The organism is Bradyrhizobium sp. USDA 4474, assembly GCF_054057515.1.
Map to the genome: position 1 here is coordinate 1,201,720 of NZ_JBSRZJ010000002.1, position 19,188 is coordinate 1,220,907.

At 64.0% G+C, this 19,188-nt stretch carries 15 protein-coding genes; 11 read left to right on the forward strand and 4 right to left on the reverse strand.

Translation table 11 applies throughout. The features are described from left to right. Positions 1-8: 8 nt before the first annotated feature. The 4 genes from ACVW16_RS07450 (at position 9) to ACVW16_RS07465 (ending at position 5,830) form a co-directional block, all read left to right on the forward strand. Positions 9-2,354, forward strand: coding sequence for a surface carbohydrate biosynthesis protein (locus tag ACVW16_RS07450; RefSeq protein ID WP_456802327.1), 2,346 nt, complete (start codon positions 9-11; stop codon positions 2,352-2,354). Positions 2,355-2,547: 193 nt separating this feature from the next. Then, on the forward strand, positions 2,548-3,948 hold the full coding sequence (locus tag ACVW16_RS07455) for a capsular polysaccharide export protein, LipB/KpsS family (RefSeq protein ID WP_456738756.1): 1,401 nt from the start codon (positions 2,548-2,550) through the stop codon (positions 3,946-3,948). 12 nt (positions 3,949-3,960) lie between these two features. Continuing rightward, positions 3,961-4,710 carry a glycosyltransferase family 2 protein gene (locus ACVW16_RS07460; protein WP_456738757.1) on the forward strand — a complete coding sequence of 250 codons (750 nt, stop codon included), beginning with the start codon at positions 3,961-3,963 and terminating at the stop codon, positions 4,708-4,710. A 157-nt stretch (positions 4,711-4,867) separates the two neighbouring features. Further along, positions 4,868-5,830 (forward strand): UDP-glucuronic acid decarboxylase family protein, encoded by a 963-nt coding sequence (locus tag ACVW16_RS07465; protein WP_456738758.1) that lies wholly within the window; start codon positions 4,868-4,870, stop codon positions 5,828-5,830. Here the strand turns inward: ACVW16_RS07465 and ACVW16_RS07470 are convergent. After that, positions 5,805-6,329, reverse strand: a complete 525-nt coding sequence (locus ACVW16_RS07470) for a hypothetical protein (RefSeq protein ID WP_456802328.1) — start codon at positions 6,327-6,329, stop codon at positions 5,805-5,807. The genes ACVW16_RS07465 and ACVW16_RS07470 overlap by 26 nt on opposite strands. Here ACVW16_RS07470 and ACVW16_RS07475 point away from each other — a divergent pair. The 5 genes from ACVW16_RS07475 to ACVW16_RS07495 all read left to right on the forward strand — a co-directional run bounded on the left by ACVW16_RS07475 (position 6,310) and on the right by ACVW16_RS07495 (position 11,352). Continuing rightward, positions 6,310-7,203: a hypothetical protein gene (locus ACVW16_RS07475; protein WP_456802329.1), complete on the forward strand. Its 894-nt coding sequence runs from the start codon at positions 6,310-6,312 to the stop codon at positions 7,201-7,203. The genes ACVW16_RS07470 and ACVW16_RS07475 overlap by 20 nt on opposite strands. Before the next feature lie 4 nt (positions 7,204-7,207). Beyond that, positions 7,208-8,380 carry a CgeB family protein gene (locus ACVW16_RS07480; RefSeq protein ID WP_456738759.1) on the forward strand — a complete coding sequence of 391 codons (1,173 nt, stop codon included), beginning with the start codon at positions 7,208-7,210 and terminating at the stop codon, positions 8,378-8,380. Positions 8,381-8,508: 128 nt separating this feature from the next. Beyond that, positions 8,509-8,955 carry a hypothetical protein gene (locus tag ACVW16_RS07485; protein ID WP_456738760.1) on the forward strand — a complete coding sequence of 149 codons (447 nt, stop codon included), beginning with the start codon at positions 8,509-8,511 and terminating at the stop codon, positions 8,953-8,955. After that, complete coding sequence (locus tag ACVW16_RS07490; protein ID WP_456738761.1) at positions 8,952-10,073, forward strand: DegT/DnrJ/EryC1/StrS family aminotransferase; 1,122 nt, start codon at positions 8,952-8,954, stop codon at positions 10,071-10,073. Before ACVW16_RS07485 ends, ACVW16_RS07490 begins: the two co-directional genes overlap by 4 nt. A 70-nt stretch (positions 10,074-10,143) precedes the next feature. Continuing rightward, complete coding sequence (locus ACVW16_RS07495; RefSeq protein ID WP_456738762.1) at positions 10,144-11,352, forward strand: glycosyltransferase; 1,209 nt, start codon at positions 10,144-10,146, stop codon at positions 11,350-11,352. 11 nt (positions 11,353-11,363) lie between these two features. Here the strand turns inward: ACVW16_RS07495 and ACVW16_RS07500 are convergent, their stop codons facing one another. Continuing rightward, positions 11,364-12,941 carry a lipopolysaccharide biosynthesis protein gene (locus ACVW16_RS07500; RefSeq protein WP_456770132.1) on the reverse strand — a complete coding sequence of 526 codons (1,578 nt, stop codon included), beginning with the start codon at positions 12,939-12,941 and terminating at the stop codon, positions 11,364-11,366. Positions 12,942-13,238: 297 nt separating this feature from the next. Further along, positions 13,239-15,992, reverse strand: a complete 2,754-nt coding sequence (locus tag ACVW16_RS07505) for an NF038122 family metalloprotease (protein WP_456738764.1) — start codon at positions 15,990-15,992, stop codon at positions 13,239-13,241. A gap of 43 nt (positions 15,993-16,035) precedes the next feature. Between ACVW16_RS07505 and ACVW16_RS07510 the strand changes: the two genes are divergently transcribed. Beyond that, positions 16,036-16,383, forward strand: a complete 348-nt coding sequence (locus ACVW16_RS07510) for a hypothetical protein (protein WP_456739100.1) — start codon at positions 16,036-16,038, stop codon at positions 16,381-16,383. Between the two features lie 30 nt (positions 16,384-16,413). Beyond that, positions 16,414-17,607: a CaiB/BaiF CoA transferase family protein gene (locus ACVW16_RS07515; protein ID WP_456738765.1), complete on the forward strand. Its 1,194-nt coding sequence runs from the start codon at positions 16,414-16,416 to the stop codon at positions 17,605-17,607. A 53-nt stretch (positions 17,608-17,660) separates the two neighbouring features. Here the strand turns inward: ACVW16_RS07515 and ACVW16_RS07520 are convergent, their stop codons facing one another. After that, on the reverse strand, positions 17,661-19,178 hold the full coding sequence (locus ACVW16_RS07520) for a tripartite tricarboxylate transporter permease (RefSeq protein WP_456738766.1): 1,518 nt from the start codon (positions 19,176-19,178) through the stop codon (positions 17,661-17,663). Between the last annotated feature and the right edge of the window lie 10 nt (positions 19,179-19,188).

Below are 19,188 nucleotides of genomic sequence, written 5' to 3' on the forward strand. Positions count from 1 at the left end.
GACCCCTTATGACGACCATCGATGCCGGCGTGAAAACTTCGAAGAAGCAGAAGATCAGCCAGTTTCGCCGCCTGTTGTGGCACATCAACCGGACCGATCTCGGCTGGGTCACCAAGGCGGCCCTCACCTCGCTACAGCCGGGCGCGCGCGCGCGGCGCCTCGAACTCCTGAAGCAACTTCCCACGAAGGCTGAATGGAGCGAGGCGAGCCGCAAGCTCGACAGGGACGGCTATGTCGACGTCTCCTCGCTGGTGGACCGCAGCCGTGCAGAAGCCGTCGCCGCAGTCGCCGACGACAAGGTGAGCCGCCTCAACGAACTTTCTGGCAAGCAGCAGCTCGGACACAAATCGTTCTGGGTGAGTCTTTTGGACGAAGATCTCGTCAACGGATCGTTCCCGGTCGACCATGCCTTCGTTCGCTACGCGTTGCAACCAGCAGCGTTGCGCATCATCGGCGACTTCATGCATGATCTGCCCCAGCTCTCCGATGTCCTGCTGACCCTGTCGCAGCCGACGCCGGACAAGCCTCTGAGCTATTCGCAGCTCTGGCATCTCGATCACGACGACAAGCGCGTCTGCAAACTCTTCATCTACCTGACTGACGTGCGCGACACCGCCGACGGACCTCTGACCTTTATCCCGGCGCCGTCATCAAAGCCGTTCCGCAACACCATCAAGAGCCACATGAGCGACGACAAGGTGTTCGCCAAGGTCGACCGCTCGGCGGTGAAGGAGCTGGTTGCGCCGCGACTGACGTCGTTCATTGTCAACACCGCGCGCTGCCCTCCACATGGGCAGCCGAATCCACTCGGACCGCACGCGCTTGCTCTACACCGCGACCTTCATCCAGCCGCCGCGGATGTATCCCGAACCGGCGCCGCGCTTCCGCGCCGCCGGCCCGCTCTCGGACCTCGAGCGCGCGGTGATGCGGCTCTGATCGATCCAGACAGGAACCCGATCATGCGTGTCGGACTGGTGGTCGACCACCCCAAGCGCGATTTGCCGGGGGCCGTGCTGCTCGCCTATCAGCTCGCTTTGCGCGGCGCGTCCGTCGTCATCGTCCCGATGTACGAGCAGGCGGTCGACGTGCCCCGGCTCGGGCTCGATGCGCTCGTCGTCAACTATGCGCGCGACGCCAATCTCGACCTTATGCGCAACTTCGCCAAGGCCGGGCTTCCGCTTTACGTGCTCGACACCGAAGGCGGCGTGCTCGCCGACACCGGCGGCAATTCGCCGCCGGCGATGGCCGCCTATGTCCGCAGCAGCGGTTATGCCGACATCCTGTCGGGCTACTTCTTCTGGGGCAGCCGGTTGTACGCGGCGTTCAACGATGCCGCCACCATGAAGCCGCAGCAACTGCATCTCACCGGCTGCCCGCGCTTCGACTTTGCCGCGCCGCGCTGGCGCGCGCTGCTCGACGGCGAGCCACGCGGCTATCTGCTGGTGAACGCCAATTTCCCGCTGGTCAATTCGCGCTTCAGCAACAAGCCGGGCGCCGAGCGCGACACTATGGTCCGCGCCGGCTGGGACGCGGATTATATCGACCGCTTCCTGGCCGACTTGAAGATGGTGTTCGCGAATTATCTCGAAGCCGTCCGCAAGCTCGCCTCAGCGCGGCCGGATCAAACGATCCTGATCCGGCCCCATCCCTTCGAGAGCGAGCAGGTTTACCGCGACGCGGTCGCCGGTCACGCCAACGTCGTCGTCGACGGCAGCGGCAGCGTGCTCGACCGCATCCGCAATGCCGCAGCCATCATCCATCTCAACTGCGGTACGGCGGTCGAGTCCGTGCTGCTGGGCAAGCTGCCGATCCAGCTGGAATACCTCAACACGCCGGTGACGGCAGGACACGCCTCGCTGCCGGCCCGCGTCAGCCGTGCGGTGGATTCCTTCGATGCGTTGCTGGCGGTGGTCGACGATATCGAGAGGGAAACCAGGGCCTTCGACTTCGCCCGCGTCCACGCCGAGAATGTCGAGGCGTTCTTCCACCGCAATGACGGCCTCGCGGCCGACCGCGTGGCCGAGGTTCTCACCAGCGAGCGCCCGAACCGACGCTACGTGTCACTCGCGAGCGCCCTCAACGGCGCCCGCTCCAATCCGAGCCTCGGACAGATCGCCAAGGGTGCTGCCAGCCTGGTGCTGGGCTCCGCCGTGACGGAGAACCTGCGGGCCCGGGTCAATCCGGCCCGCCGCGACAAGCGCATCGCGCCCGCCGCCGTCGCGAGCCTGCTGGAGCGCATCGCGCGGCACGATCATGCCGCGTCGGTGCGCATCGTTGCGGCGCGAGCGCGCTGCGCGACTACGGGCTTGCCGCTCGCCAGCATCGCGGTCGAAAAACGACCGGGTGCAGCATGACCGCGCTTCCGACCGGCCTGGCGGCGCGCGCGGAACCCGCGCTGTCTTGCCGCCCTTCGTTGCGCGCAGAATCGCTCCATCGTGAAGGTTGTGAGCTGGGCCAAGTTGCGATATTGGCCCGCTTGTTCCGATGCGTGCGCCCCCGCACCGATTGAAACGCTCGCCCTCCCCACACAAAGCGCTCTCGCCACCGATGCAAGCCGGCAAGACAATCCTGATCACGACCCTCGCCGAATACCAGACCCGGTTCTGGATTCCGGTGGCGCAGCGCCTGCGCGCGGCCGGCAACGAGGTCGAACTGCTCGCCTTCGACGATCGCAGCGCCGAGATGTCGGAGGCCGCGGGCGTTCCGGTCACGAACATGTACCGCGAGGGTCAACGGACCGGCGCATCGACCGGCGACGCCAAGGCCTTCGATGCACGCATTGCAAGTTACGGCCTCGACGGCAGCAATCTCCTGTTCAGCCACGAGCGCTTCACCTTCGGCATCCGCGACACCGCCGCGTTGCGCCGCCGCTTCATGATCTACGCCAATGCCATGGAAGCGCTGCTCGACCGGCTTGAAGCAGAAGGCAAACGTGCGGTGCTGGTCCAGGAGCTGGGCGGCTTCCTGTCGGTGATCTCGAGCTTCTATGCCGCCAAGCGCCGTGGCATACGAAACTGGTTCATCGAACCGTCGTTCTTCCGCGGACGGATGTATTTCACGCCGGACAGCCTCGCCGCGCCGCAGGTGATGGCTCGGCCTGCCGAAGCGGTTTCGCCTGAGGTGCGCGCCTATCTCGACGATACCCTCAAGCAGCAGGCCATCGTCATCCCGAAGAAGGACCAGCATCACTATTCGGCGGCGTTCAAGAAGGTCCTCAATCTGCGCAACTCGCGCCGTCTTGCCGAAAAGCTCTGGGACCAGTTCGCGCTCGGCAAGCATCAGGAGTTCGGCCACAATCTGCGCCATGCCCGCGTGCACGCCGTGATGGCCGTCAACGCGACGCGGCTGAAGAAGGTGTACCGCCCGATTCCGGAAAATCGCTTCGTGTACTATCCCTTCCACGTGCCGGCCGACATGGCGCTGACGCTGCGCTCGCCTGACTATTTGGACCAGATCGCGACCGTCGACTTCCTGCTGCGGACGATTCCGGATTCGCATGTGCTGGTCGCGAAAGAGCATCCCGCCCAGATCGGCGCGATTGCGGCCGATCGCCTGCTCGAACTGGCGCGCCGCTTCGACAATTTCGTGCTGCTGCCGCCGCACACCAACAACTACACTGTGCTGAACCGCGCCGATGCAGTGATCTCCGTCAACAGCAAGTCCGGCGCCGAAGCGCTGCTGCTCGGCAAGCCGGTCGTGGTGATGGGCGATGCCTTCTACGGTTCGTGCCCGCTGATCACCACCGCCGACCGCCTGCGTGACGTGCCGGCACGCCTGCGCGAGGCGCTTGCCGCCGGGGCGTTCGATCCGGCTGCGACAGCGCCCTATTTCGAGGCGGCCTGGCGACGGTCGTATCCGGGCGAGCTCTATATCAGCGATCCCAAGCTGCTCGACACTTTCGCGGCCTCGCTGCGCAGCGCCGTCGTCGACACCGCGGCTGCGGACTGAACGGATCACGCGATGCCCCTCGTCTCCATCATCATGCCGTCCTGGAACGTCGAGCGCTTCATCGAGGAAACCATTCATTCGGTGCAGGCACAGACCTTCGACGACTGGGAATTGTTGATCACGGACGATTGCTCGACCGACCGGACGCCCGAGATCATCGCCGCCATCGGCACGCGCGACCCTCGGGTCAAGCTGATCCGGCAGGCGAAGAACGGCGGCCCCGCACTGGCGCGCCAGGCCTCGATCGACCAGGCTCAGGGCCGCTATCTCGCCTTCCTCGACAGCGACGATCTCTGGCTCCCCGCCAAGCTCGAACGCCAGCTCGCCTTCGCGCGCGAAAAGCGCGCCGCGCTCAGCTACACCGCGTTCCGCCGCATCGACGAGGCCAACACCATGTCCGGCCGGCTGATCGAGGTGCCGCCGCAGTTGAGCTATGACCAGCTGCTGAAAAACACCTCGATTGCGACGTTGACGGCTCTGGTCGACCGCGAGATTTCGGGGCCCGTCGCGATGACGGACGAGGGCTATGACGATTTCTGCCTGTGGCTCTCGATCCTCAGGCGCGGCCACCTCGCCCACGGCCTCAACGAGGATCTGGCGCGCTACCGCGTCAGGGGCTCCTCGGTCTCCAGCCGGCCGATGCGGTCAGCCAAATGGGTCTGGAACATCTACCGGAACGTCGAGAAGCTGCCGCTCGTCAAATCGGCCTGGTGCTTCGGCCATTGGGGCGCGCGCGCGTGGCTAAAGAGGCGGGAATTCTAGCCCCGGGCTGCCCATCCCGGGCGATCCGCGAGATTCAGGTATTAAAATACCTCATCCCCGCTGGCGACTTGGCTATTGGCTACTCCGGCCGTTGCCGATACCACTCTGGCGGCCCCATCGCACAAGGCCGTCCCGAGACTTAGTTGGAACCCGATACATGCCGTTTGAAAGCTACAAGACGAGCCGCATCCTCGTGACCGGTGGCGCCGGCTTCATCGGTTCGCATCTGTGCGAGCGGCTGCTCGCGACCGGGGCCGAAGTTGTTTCGGCCGACAATTACTTCACGGGCAGCCGCCGCAACATCGCCCATCTGATCGCAAACCCGCTGTTCGAGGCTGTCAGGCACGACGTCACCTTCCCGCTCTACATCGAGGTCGACGCGATCTTCAACCTGGCCTGCCCGGCTTCCCCGATCCACTACCAGCGCGACCCCGTACAGACCACCAAGACGTCGGTGCACGGCGCGATCAACATGCTGGGTCTCGCCAAGCGGCTCAAGGCGCGAATCTTCCAGGCATCAACCAGCGAGGTCTACGGCGATCCCCTGATCCATCCCCAGACCGAGGATTATTGGGGCAACGTCAACCCGATCGGGATCCGCTCCTGCTACGACGAAGGCAAGCGCTGCGCCGAGACGCTGTTCTTCGACTATTGGCGCCAGCACGGCCTGCCAATCAAGGTGGCGCGCATCTTCAATACCTATGGTCCGCGCATGCAGCCCAATGATGGACGCGTGGTATCGTCCTTCATCGTCCAGGCCCTCAAGGGCGAGCCCATCACCGTGTTCGGCGACGGCGGCCAGACCCGTTCCTTCTGCTACGTCGACGATCTCGTCGAGGCCATCATGCGGTTGATGGCGACGGACGAGGACGTGACCGGCCCGATCAATCTCGGCAACAATTCCGAGTTCACCATCCGCGAGCTCGCCGAGAAAGTCATCAAGCTCACGGGCTCGCGCTCCAAGCTGGTGTTCAAGCCGCTGCCGCAGGACGACCCGCGTCAGCGCCAGCCCGACCTCGCCAAGGCGAAGGCGGCGCTGAACTGGCAGCCGAAGGTTGCACTCGAGGACGGCCTGAAGGAGACGATCGCTTATTTCAAGCATGCGCTTGAAATCGCCTGAGCCGGCTCGCTACGCCCATGACCGCAGCGCGCCGTCGGCCATGAAGGCAATGTCCGGCTTCACAGGAGATATCCGATCCCGGCTGGATTCGAAGAGTGCATTGACGATCCTGTTGCTGTTGCACAGCGCCGTCACCTGCCTGTCGCTGATCAAGGTCGCGACCGTCCAGTCCTACATCCATTTCAGCGACGAGCGTCTCTGGATCGCGGTCGCCGTCGCACTCGCCTTCTCCGTGGTATCGCTGCTGTTCGCCGTTGCGCGCTTCAGCTTCGGCTATTTCGCCGGGTTCTATTTCTACACGATGATCCTGGGCTTCCTCTGGATCGTCGTGTTCTCCGACTACAGCTACCCGCGTTTGCTCGCAGGGCTTTCGGCAGCATTGTCGCTCGTGCTGTTTCTGCTGCCCGCGCTGTTCACCCAGGCGCCATTTCGGCAAATCGTCACGCCGACGCGCGGCCCAATTCGAGCATCTGCTCACCTTGATCCTGGTGGTCTCCATCGGCACCATCGTGGTCGCCTCGACCTACAATTTCCGCACGGTTTCGATCGCGCAGATCTACGACTACCGCGATTCACTCGAATTTCCGGGCGCGCTGCGATACCTGTTGGGCTGGGTCTCCAGCACATTGCTGCCCTTTGCGTTCGCCTGCTACTGGCTGCTTGGATATCGCTGGCGAGCGGCGCTGATCCTGGTCCTGCTTCTGCTGCTCTACCCCATCACCCTGACCAAATTCGCTTTCTTCACGCCGGTCTGGATCATCGGGTTAGCCGTCCTTTCTCGTATCTTCGCAGCGCGGACCTCGATACTTCTGACGCTTTTCCTTCCGATGCTCGCCGGCGTCATCCTGACATCGATCAGCTTGGCATCCGTCTATCATACCGCCTTCTATCCGATAGCGGACGCAGCCCGCATACGGATGTTCGACCTCATCAACATCAGGATGATCGCGACCCCATCCAGCGCGCTCGACATCTACAACCATTTCTTCGCCGGCCACCCGCTGACCTGGTTCTGTCAGATATCCGTCCTCAAGCCGCTGATGCACTGCCCCTACCAGGAGCCAATTGCCGTCGTGATGCAGAACACCTACGGCTTGGGTAACCTGAACGCCTCGTTGTTTGCGACCGAAGGCGTCGCTTCCGTCGGTCTCTGGCTCGCTCCCGTGAGCGCGCTGGCATCAGGCCTGGTGCTGGCGCTCGGCAACAGGGCCGCGGCGGGCCTGCCGCCCCGTTTCATCCTGATGTCGTCAGGCGTGCTGCCGCACATCCTGCTCAATGTGCCGCTCTCGGTCGCCCTGCTCACCCACGGCCTTATCCTGTTGTTCCTGCTCTGGTACGTGATGCCCCGCAGCCTGTTCGAACCGAAGCCGTGACGACATGCGCATCCTGATTCTCAACGCCGACTATCCGCGCTTTCTCTCCTGGCTCTACCGGCGTCATGCCGGGCTAGGGAACGCCGGCTACGGCGCGCAGATGACGGCCCGGAACGCCAGCATGTTCGGCGTTGCCGACTTTTATTCCCGCAACTTCGCCAGGCTCGGACACGTCGCGGCCGACATCCACGTCAACAATGTCTGGATGCAGGCGGCCTGGGCGCGCGAGCACGGCCTCGCGGTCACGCCGCCGCCGCCACCGGGCACGGTCGCGCGCGATGCCATTCCATCCTGGCTGCACCGCGCCGTCGCCCCGTTCAAACCGATGCTGAGACCGCTCGCACGCAAGGTTGGCCTGAGCCCGCGCCTCGATGCGGAGGCGGAAAATGTCCTGTTGGCGCAGATCGAGGATTTCAAGCCCGATCTCGTGCTCAACCAGGATCTATTTCATATCGACACCCGTCTGGCGCGACGGATCAAGGGAATCGGCCGCCCGGTCATGATCGGCCAGGTGGGCATCTCGCCCTCGCACGGTGAGGATTGGTCGGTCTACGATCTCATGATCTCCCAGATGGTCCATGTGGTGGAGTTCTTCCGCAGGCACGGCGCGCGCGCTGAAGTGGTCCACCTCGCCTTCGAGCCCGAGATCCTCGACGTCCTGCCGCCGCCGCCCTCGCAAAGCTTCGACGTCACCTTCGTCGGCGCCGTGTCGGCGGACCACCAGATCCGCGTCGCGCAACTCGAGGCCGTGGCGCGTCGCTACGATCTGAAACTGTTCGGCAGCGGCCTGCACACCCTCCCCGCCTCCTCGCCCCTGCACCGCTGCTATCAGGGCGAAGTGTGGGGCGTGGAGATGTACCAGGCGCTGCGCGCCTCGCGCGTCACGCTCAATTCGCACATCGACATGGCGGGCCGCGAGGCCGGCAATGCCCGGCTGTTCGAGGCGACCGGCGTCGGCGCGTTCCTGCTCACCGACTTCAAGGACAACCTCCACACCCTGTTCTCCGAAAACGAGGTGGTGGCCTGGCGCAGTGTCGAGGACTGCCTTGCGATGATCGAGCGCTATCTCGCCGACGACGCGGCACGCCTGTCCACCGCCCGGGCGGGACAGGCCAGAACATTTGCCGCCCACACGTTTCGCAGCCGCGTCGAAGATATCCTGGCATTCGTCGCGTAAATCCAGGCGGCAACGTCCGCCTCGGTCGTATTTCCGCTCAACCCTTGACGGTCCCGGCCAAAATGGCCAAAGTGCCCGGCGCTGACGCTATGTCACTCTAATTACAGCACTTTTTGTCGAGGCTCAGGATGGAACACGTCGAACATGTTCGATTCGGCGACCAGCTCTACGCGATCATCGTGCGCGCCTCGTTTCGCGAGCCGGGTATCCACTTCTTTTCGACGCCGGAATTGTCGCAACAGCTGGCCTTCATGAGCCATCCCAAGGGCAAGAGCATCGAGCCGCATCGCCACAACAAGGTGACGCGCGAGGTGCACTACACCCAGGAAGTCCTGCTGATCCAGAAGGGCAAGCTCCAGGTCGACTTCTACACGACGGACGAAAAATACCTGGAGAGCCGCGTGCTCGGCGCGGGCGACATCATCCTGCTGTGCAGCGGCGCCCACGGCTTCCACGTGCTCGAGCCGCTCGAAATGTTCGAGATCAAGCAGGGCCCCTATTCCGGCGAGAACGACAAGACCCGGTTTCCCGAGGCCGCGCCCTCCGAAATCCGGATCAAGGGCCCCAATCCGTGACCGCGCCGTTCATTCCCGTCAACACGCCACTGCTCGACGGCAACGAAGCCGACTATCTCGCCGAATGCATTCGGACCGGCTGGATCTCGTCGGAGGGTCCCTTCATCAAGCGCTTCGAGCAGGCGATGGCGGAGGCGGCCGGGCGGCGCCACGGCATCGCGGTGACCAACGGCTCTGTCGCGCTCGACATCGCCGTCCATGCCCTCGGGATCGAGGAAGGCTCCGAGGTCATCATGCCGACCTTCACGATCATCAGCTGCGCGGCGGCGATCGTGCGCGCCGGCCTCGTTCCCGTCGGGGTCGACTGCGATGCCGCGACCTGGAACATGACGGCCGAGGGCGTGGAAGCTGCGATCACGCCGCGCACGCGCGCGATCATGCTGGTCCACATCTACGGCCTGCCGGTCGATCTCGAACCGATCCTGACGCTTGCCCGCAAGCACGATCTGAAGGTGATCGAGGACGCCGCCGAGATGCACGGCCAGACCTATCGCGGTGCACCCTGCGGCAGCTTCGGCGATGTCTCGACCTTCAGCTTTTATCCCAACAAGCACGTCACCACCGGTGAAGGCGGCATGATCCTCACCGACGACGACGCGCTCGCCGATCGGCTGCAAGGCTATCGCAACCTCTGCTTCCAGCCGCAGCAGCGCTTCGTGCACGAGGAGCTCGGCTGGAACGCGCGGATGACCAATTTGCAGGCCGCGCTCGGCGTCGCCCAGGTCGAGCGGTTGCCGCGCACGGTCGAGCTCAAGCGCCGGATCGGCCGGCTCTATGACGAGCACCTCGCCGGCATCGATCGCATCCGCCGCCCGGTCGCCCGCACCAACTACGCCGACAACATCTACTGGGTCTACGGCGTCGTGCTGAGCGACGAGGTCCCGTTCGACGCCAGGGAGGCGATGCGCCGCCTCGGCGACAAGGGCATCGGCACGCGGCCGTTCTTCTGGTGCATGCACGAGCAGCCGGTGCTGCGCCGGATGGGGCTGATGCTCGATGAATCCCATCCGAATGCGGAAACCATCGCCCGGCGCGGTTTTTACCTGCCGAGCGGGCTTGCCCTGACCGACGACGAGATCGCGCGCTCCGCAGAGGCGCTGAAGGAGATTCTGTCGTGACCGACGACGCGATGGATCATCTCCGGAAGACCATGGCCCGCCCTCGGATCGCGAAGAGAAGCGTCCCATCATGAGACCGTTGCGACTTGCCGTCATGTTGGAGCAGGCGCTCGAGGTCGGCGGCGGATTCCAGCAGCCTCTGAACGACCTGCTATGGCTGCGCGACTGGGCTGCCGGCTCCGGCAACGAGATCGTGGTCTATTCGCCCTACCCGCGAACTCTGGAGATCGTGAGGGAGTTCGGGGTCGAGGCGCGCCTGCTGAAATTCGGCTTACTGGACTACGTCTTCCTGTTCCTGAAATATTGCCGGCCGTTCGACCTGGTCCAGATCGGGCTGGAGCTCCGGTCGGCTTTCGAGCGAGCCCTGATCCGCGACGGGATCGATGTCGTGCATTTCACCTCGACATCGAAACGTCATCTGCTGCTTTATCAACTGCCATTCATCATCACGATCTTCGACGGCTCGCATCGCGACACGCCCGAATTTCCGGAGGTCAGGACGTTTGGCGAATTTGAACGGCGTGAACTTCTGTTCGGCCTCGCGAGCATCAAGGCGGCGATGGTCATCATCAATACGCCGGAATTGACCGAGGCTCTCTATCGCCGCTACGGCATGGAGCGGGAGCGCGCGATCTGCATTCCGTTCTCGCCGTCGACCTATGTGAGCAAGTCCGTGCCCGATGCCGCCGCGGATGCGGCCGTGCTGGCAAAATACCGGCTTGAGCCGGGCTATCTGTTCTATCCGGCGCAATTCTGGCCGCACAAGAACCACATCACGCTGCTCGCCGCGATCGCTTTGTTGCGCGAACGGGGCATCACCGAACGAGTGGTGCTGTGCGGCTCGGATCGCGGCGGTCGCGACAAGATCGTTGCGGCGATCAAGGCTTATGGACTATCGGAGCAAGTCTCGATCATCGGTTTCGTCGAATCCTCCGAACTGGGCGCGTTGTACCGTGGCGCCGCGGCACTGGCGATGCCCAGCTTTTTTGGCCCGACCAACCTTCCGCCGCTCGAAGCATGGGCGGTGGGTACACCCGTGATCTATCCCGAGGCCTTCAAGGTGCAGGCCGGAGACGCCGCGATCCTGTTCGACTATGACGACCCGAACTCGCTCGCGGACGCCATCGTCAATCTCCGCACCGAAGGCACGCGCGCGCGTCTGAGCGAGGCCGGTCACCGGCGGCTCGCACAATTTGCCGAGGAGACCAAGGCTGGCCAGGCGGAATTCGCCCGCCGTCTGGAACGGCTGAAGCACCGGTTGGCGCTGACGCCGCGTTAGTCTAGTCCACTCTACGCCGGAACCAGCGCCATCAGCCGCTCACGCACCGTCGTGCTCACAAGCGGGCTTGCAAGCACGCCAAACACGATCAGCCAGGCCGCGCATTCGGCGAGGAAGTGTGCAAGCCCGCTCCCCGGCACGAGCGCGGTGATCGTCGTCCCGATCAGCCAGCCCGACGCCACGATGGCGACCGCCATGAGCAGCAGGAATGCAATGTGCCTGAATGGCCCATGCAGCGTCTGACGCATGATCACCAGGCCGAGCAGGCCGAACTGGATGAGGATGTCGCTCGCGACCACGGCAAACGCGGCACCGAGCGGTCCGAGCCGGGGGATCAGCGCGAACGACAGCGCCAGGAAGACGACGAGCTGGAGGCCCTTGGTCCGGATCAAAAGCTCACCGCGATTGCTGTGACTGGCAAAAACCAGCGCCAGCAGCGAGGGCGCGACCGCAGCCGAGCCGAGCAGCAGCGTCACCGCCAGCGGACCATCATAGGGAATGCTGCCATGGGTCCACAGCGCGAAGAAGTCGGGCCAGAACGGCAGCATGCCGGCAACGACCAGGCAGGCGAGCCCCGTCACGAAAACCGAACCATAGGCATAGTGGCGGCGCAGCCGCTCGTTGTCGCCGATCGCGTAATCATGGCCGAGCTCGGCGCCGAACGGCAAAGTCAGCTGAAGACACAGCCCGCGCACCAGGCTCGCGATCACGCGGGTCAGCCCCCATTGCGCCACCGCGACGCGGTCGGCGACGAGCGCGGAGACGAGCAGGACCGGAACGTTGACGAGCGCGAGCTCGGTGAAGCTGGCGACTGCAAAGGGCAGCGCACGGCCGAGCTGACCAATGCCCCAGCGCCACGACGGCGCGACGTGACCCGGCTTCGCGGTCCGCCGGAGGAACGGAAACAGACGCGGCGCATCGAAGGCGACGACGAAGACCGTGAACAGCAGCTGCATCGACACGAAGGCGATCGCCACCGCGAGCAGGCTTCCGAACATGAATAGCGCGACAAGCTGCGCGAGCTGGCCGAGCAGCAGGGCGGCGTTTTGCAGCCAGACGATGCGACCATACTGCCCGCGCACACGATACAGGCCGGAGGCGAGGTTGGCGGGCAAGCCCAGGATCATGCCCAGCGTCATCACCAGCATCGCGGCATCGAAGGTCGGCGTCGCCTGAAAACCGAGCACCACGGAAGGTGGCGCGAGACGGACGGCCGCGCACAGGAGCACGCCGAGACCTGCGACGAGGGTGAGGTAGATCCGCAGCGTGGCCCGATAGAAATACGCGGTGCGCCCGTCGGCGGCGGCACAGGACCTGAAGCCGAGAAACCGGTTGATCGCACGAAGCTGCAACCCCGCATCCGCCACGACCACGAGCCCGCCTGCGGCATAGATGGCGAGCCACGCCGCGAGCACGTCCCCGCTCCAGACATGCAGGAAAGCCGGGATCAACAGCAATTGCTGCGTCAGCCCCAGCCCCATCTGGATAAGATTTGCAGACCAGCCCCAGACAAGGCGACGCAGGCGGCCACCGCCTGGCCCGGCAGTCTCTCCTGTGTTGCCTGCCACATCACTTTGCGCGTCGGTCAAACCCAGAACCTTCCTGGCCCAAGAGCCGTTGATCCTGGTACGACAAGCTCAAAGACCATCCGCCACCGGCGCCGCGGAAGCACCAAGCCGGCAAACTAGTTCCGATGCCCTGTGCCTTCAACCCCGATCAAATCAAAACGGGAAATTTGAAACCTCTTTCCCGGGAGATAGGCGGCAGGATTCCAGCCTCTCGCCGGCACCGCTCGGTAGTGATTGCGTCGACTTCCAACAAAAGGACGCAGCCGGCTCGGCCTGGAGGGCCGGATGGCGCAGACGACGCAGCCGGCCGTGTTGGAACTATTGGATCAGGTCATGGCTAGCCAATAGATGGGCCAAGACAACATTGACCTGCGTCGCCGGAGTTGTTTGAGGTGCCGGTGCCGTAGCAACGCCCGTCGCTCCATCGCCGTTGAGATCCTGATGGAAGCTTGGCTCGAGGGACTCCAGCGCGTAGCTTGCGCCCGACACGATCCCGCCAGTTGCATTACCGACCACATTGCCGCTGCTGTCGGTCGTCCAGACGGTGTACTGATCGGCGGTCAGCGAATGCAGTGCCGCCTCATAGCCGCCGGAGGTCTGCTCGGCGCCGATAACCGTCCAGCCATTCAACGATGCCGCTGACAACGGGCTGCCGCCGTACTTCAATTCCGGCCCGGTGCCGCCCGAAACAGGATTGAAGAAGAAGTTGTCGCCAAGCTTCACCAGGCTGGTCGAACCATACGACTCGATCACCGTGCTGGGCGCGCCGGTCTGGCCATCGCCATTGAGGTCCTGATGGAAGCTGGGCTCGAGCGACTCCAGCGCGTAGCTTGCGCCCGACACGATCCCGCCAGTTGCATTGCCGACCACATTGCCGCTGCTGTCGGTCGTCCAGACCGTGTACTGATCGGCGCTCAGCGAATGCAGCGCCACCTCATAGCCGCCGGAGGTCTGCTCGGCGCCGATAACCGTCCAGCCATTCAACGATGCGGCCGACAACGGGCTGGCGCCATACTTCAATTCCGGCCCGGTGCCGCCCGAAACAGGATTGAGGAAGAAGTTGTCGCCGAGTTTCACGAGGCTGGTCGAACCATACGACTCGATCACCGTGCTGGGCACGCCGGTCTGCCCATCGCCATTGAGGTCCTGGTGAAAGCTCGGCTCGAGCGACTCCAGCGCGTAGCTTGCGCCCGACACGATCCCGCCGGTTGCATTGCCGACCACATTGCCGCTGCTGTCGGTCGTCCAGACCGTGTACTGATCGGCGCTCAGCGAATGCAGCGCCACCTCATAGCCGCCGGAAGTCTGCTCGGCGCCGATAACCGCCCAGCCATTCAGCGATGCCGCTGACAACGGGCTGGGGCCAAACTTCAATTCCGGCCCGGTGCCGCCCGAGACAGGATTGAGGAAGAAATTGTCGCCGAGTTTCACGAGGCTGGTCGAACCATACGACTCGATCACCGTGCTGGGCGCGCCGGTCTGCCCATCGCCATTGAGGTCCTGATGGAAGCTGGGCTCGAGCGACTCCAGCGCGTAGCTCGTGCCCGACACGACCCCGCCAGTCGCATTGCCGACCACATTGCCGCTGCCGTCGGTCGTCCAGACCGTGTACTGATCAGCGGTCAGCGAATGCAGTGCCACCTCATAGCCGCCGGAGGTCTGCTCGGCGCCGATAACCGCCCAGCCATTCAACGATGCGGCTGACAACGGGCTGGGGCCAAACTTCAATTCCGGCCCGGTGCCGCCCGACACAGGATTGAGGAAGAAATTGTCGCCGAGTTTCACGAGGCTGGTCGAACCATACGACTCGATCACCGTGCTGGACGCACCGATCTGCCCATCGCCATTGAGGTCCTGGTGAAAGCTCGGCTCGAGCGACTCCAGCGCGTAGCTTGCGCCCGACACGATCCCGCCGGTTGCATTGCCGACCACATTGCCGCTGCTGTCGGTCGTCCAGACCGTGTACTGATCGGCGCTCAGCGAATGCAGCGCCACCTCATAGCCGCCGGAAGTCTGCTCGGCGCCTATGACCGTCCAGCCATTCAACGATGCGGCTGACAACGGGCTGCCACCGTACTTCAACTCCGGCCCGGTCCCCCCGGCAACGGGATCGAGGTAATAGTAGTTTCCGATCTGCACCACACTCGTCGAGCCGAACGACTCGATCACGATCGGATTGTTGATGGCGAGGTGAAATCCGAGAGCATCCAGCTGCTTCAGGTCGACCGATGTCAGCCCTTGAGTGGTGCTGCCGCTGTAGTACTCGTTGAAGGGATCGTTCGGCCCCTGCACGCCGCTGTTCAGGAAGTCGCTCGGGTCGGAGCTTTGGCCGTAATCCGCGATCTTGGTCGCGCCGTTGTCGAGTGAGAAATACGCCGCCGGCGCGGTGGCGCCGCCCTGGAAAAGGCGGACGTTCTGGCTTGTGAAACGGAAGAAATCAAACACGTCGGGCGCCGAGCCATAGGGCACGCGGCCCATGGCGTGGGTCAGTTCATGCAGCGCGACACCGACTAATTGATTTGGATTGATGTCGGTTGAGAAATACGCGCTGGCGTCGTCGGTCGTTGTGTCGTTGGCACCAATGACACCCCAAAGCTTCAGCTGCGCATTCCAGGCCGCGACGTTGGTTTGTCCCTGGATCGCAGTCCCGCTCGGGAGGCTGTTAAAGGTGGTGTCGCCTGAGCTGGCGTGGTTCACCAGCTGCGAGTGGACCCACGAATAATTCTCGTAGAGGCCGCTGTCGGGTCCGGCCGCTGCACCACCGCCTGTGCCACTGTAGTCGATATTGATGTTAACGGTGATCTTGTCGGTAATGTTGGCCGCCAGGATCGCGACCGCCTGCTGCAGGCCGTCCTTGAAGCTCGCCGGCGCAGCCTGCGCAGCGGCATCGAGAATGAGATTGATTGTGATGCCGCCAGTGGTGACCGACACGACCGAGCCGGGCGTCGTCCCTCCAGATCCCGAGCCTGCCGAACCCGCCGGGATGTAACTTCCCTGAATGCTATTACCAACGACCGTGTAGAATGGATCGTCGGAGACCAGATCTTCATTCAGGGTAGGGTCCGATCTCAACGGCTATCTCTCGACTAGAGTTCAGCTCCGAGGGGAGGGCAAAGTGAAGCTGAACGCTTGCCCCAAAGTTACCACACCATTAGACCCGAACGTTCAACGCTACCAAGTTAATTTTCCGTTTCTCGGGGCAAAGCAGTTGACAAAACAGCATACCGGCGACGCGACGGGCTGCGCCGACCTGTTCCAGGCCAGCGTCTACGGCCGGCGCAATTTCGGCCCGGCCCATATCGCGGCCGCGCTCGCCTATGGCTGGCACGACGTCACCACCAACCGCACGCAGCTGGACGTGAGCGCGATCACGAGCACAAGGTGGGTTCCACGAGATATTCTCCGGTCGGTGCGTTGGCGCGGCAGTCGACGCTTGCCGCATCATCTTTCGGCACTATGGTAGCCCCGCAAGTTGTTCCCGGAGCCATTCAAGATGCCCTTTCCGCATGCCTCGGAAGCCCTGTCGCGCTTCACCGTGCTCGATCTGACCCGAGTCCGCTCCGGGCCGACCTGCGTGCGGCAACTCGCCGACTGGGGCGCCACGGTGATCAAGATCGACGCGTTGACCGAGGATTCCGCCGGCGAGCAACCGGGCGGCCCGCGGCGCGGGGCGGACTTCCAGAATTTGCACCGCAACAAGCGGGCGATGACGCTGAACCTGAAGGACGAGCGCGGGCTTGCCGTGTTCAAGCGCCTCGCCGCCAAGGCCGACGTCGTGGTCGAGAACTTCCGCCCCGACGTGAAGAAGAAGCTCGGCATCGATTATGAGAGCGTCGCAGCGATCAACCCGCGCATCGTCTATGGCAGCATCTCCGGCTTCGGCCAGGACGGCCCCTATCACAAGCGCCCGGGCTTCGATCAGATCGCGCAAGGCATGGGCGGACTGATGTCGATCACCGGCGCGCCGGGTCAAGGCCCGATGCGGGTCGGCATCCCCGTCGCCGACCTCACCGCGGGGCTGTTCTGCGCCATCGGCATCCTCACCGCGTTGCTCGAGCGCGAGGTCTCCGGCAAGGGCCAGTGGGTGCAGACCTCACTGCTCCAGGCCCAGATCTTCATGCTCGACTTCCAGGCAGCGCGCTGGCTGATGGATAAGGAAGTCGCCAAACAGGCCGGCAACAACCATCCGACCAGCATTCCGACGGGCGTGTTCAAGACCTCGGACGGCTACATCAACATCGCAACCACGGGCGGACGGATCTGGGAGCGCTGCGCGCAGGCGATCGGCGCGCCGGAACTCTACGATCATCCCGACTACGCGACGGCCCCTGCCCGCTCCAAGAACCGCGATGCGCTCAACGCCGAGATCGAGAAGCGCACGGTGACGAAGCCGACCGAGACCTGGGTGCGCGAGCTCAACGAAGCCGGCGTGCCCTGCGGCCCGATCTATGCCATCGACCAGATGTTCGACGACGCGCAGGTCAAGCATCTCGGCATCGCGCAGGACGTGCCCAATGACGAGGACCGCCACATCCGCCTGGTGGGCCAGCCCGTGACACTGTCGCGCACGCCGAGCCGGATGGTGGCACGCCCGCCGGAATTCGGCGAGCAGACCGACGAGGTGCTGAAGGAATTCGGCTTCGGCGGCGACGAGATCGCACAGCTCAGAGCCGCCAAGGTGGTTTGAGCATCTCGCTTGAGATAGCCCACGAAAAAGCCCGGCGCTCACGCCGCAAAGCGTCAGCGCGATGTCGCTCTGGTCCGTTGCGTCAACCCGATCCGGGCGACCAGCCCACCGATCGCCGGCCAGAATAACAGGACGATCGCCAGCGTCGTAATCGAGCCGACGAGAGCGTTTGACCAGAACACCTTGAGATCACCGCCGGAGCCGATCATCGACAGGCGGAACGCATCCTCGGCGCGGTTGCCGAGCACGAGTGCAAGCGTGAACGGCGCCAAGGGAATGCCGATCTTCTTGAAGACGTAGCCGACGATACCGAAGCCGAGCATCAGCCAGATGTCGAACATCGCGTTCTGGATCGCATAGGCCCCGATCGCGCAGGACACCACGATCATCGGCGCCACTGCGGCGAACGGCACACGCAGGATCGAGGCGAAGATCGGCACCGTCGTCAACACCAGCACGAGACCGACGACATTGCCGAGATACATCGAGGCGATCAGGCCCCAGACGAAATCCTTGTGCTCGACGAACAGCAATGGCCCCGGATTGAGGCCCCACACCATCAACCCGCCGAGCAGGATCGCAGCGGTGCCGGAGCCCGGAATGCCGAGCGCCAGCATCGGCAACAGCGCCGAAGTGCCGGAAGCGTGCGCCGCGGTTTCGGGTGCGAACACGCCCTCGATACGGCCCTTGCCAAAACTCTCGGGATCCTTGGCGAAGCGTTTCGCCAGATTGTAGCCCATGAAGGACGCCGCGATCGCGCCGCCGGGGGTGATGCCGAGCCAGCAGCCGATGAAGGAGGAACGCAGCAACGTCACCCAGTATTTCGGCAAGTCCTTCCACACACCAAGCACGACCCGGAGTGAAATGCTGGCGGCGTGGCCGCGCAGCGCCAGCCGCTCCTCCATGGTCAGCAGGATCTCGCTGATGCCGAACAGGCCGATCACGGCGACGAGGAAGTTGATGCCGCGCAAGAGCTCCGACGAGCCGAAGGTCATACGCAGCTGGCCCGAGACCGTATCCATGCCGATGCCGGCGAGCAGAAGCCCGAGCGACATCGAGATGACGGTCTTGTGCTTGGCCTCGCGCCCGAGGCCGACAAAGGAGCAGAAGGTCAAAAGATACACCGCGAAGAACTCGGGCGGGCCGAACTTCAGCGCAAACGACGAGATCATCGGCGCGAGGAAGGTGATGAGAAGCACCGCAACCAGCGAGCCGATGAAGGAGGAGGTGAACGCCGCGGTCAGCGCCTCCGCCGCCCTGCCCTGCTGCGCCATCGGATAGCCGTCGAAGGTGGTGGCGACCGACCAGGCCTCGCCCGGGATGTTGAACAGGATCGAGGTGATGGCGCCGCCGAACAGCGCGCCCCAATAGATGCAGGACAACATCACGATCGCCGAGGTCGGATCCATCGTGAAGGTGAGCGGCAGCAGAATGGCGACGCCGTTGGGGCCGCCGAGCCCGGGCAGCACGCCGACGAAGATGCCGAGCACCAGCCCGACCATCATCAGCACGAGCGTTTTCCACGCCAGCAGGACGGCAAAGCCATGAAGCAGGAGACCGAAAGCTTCCATCGCGGGTCCG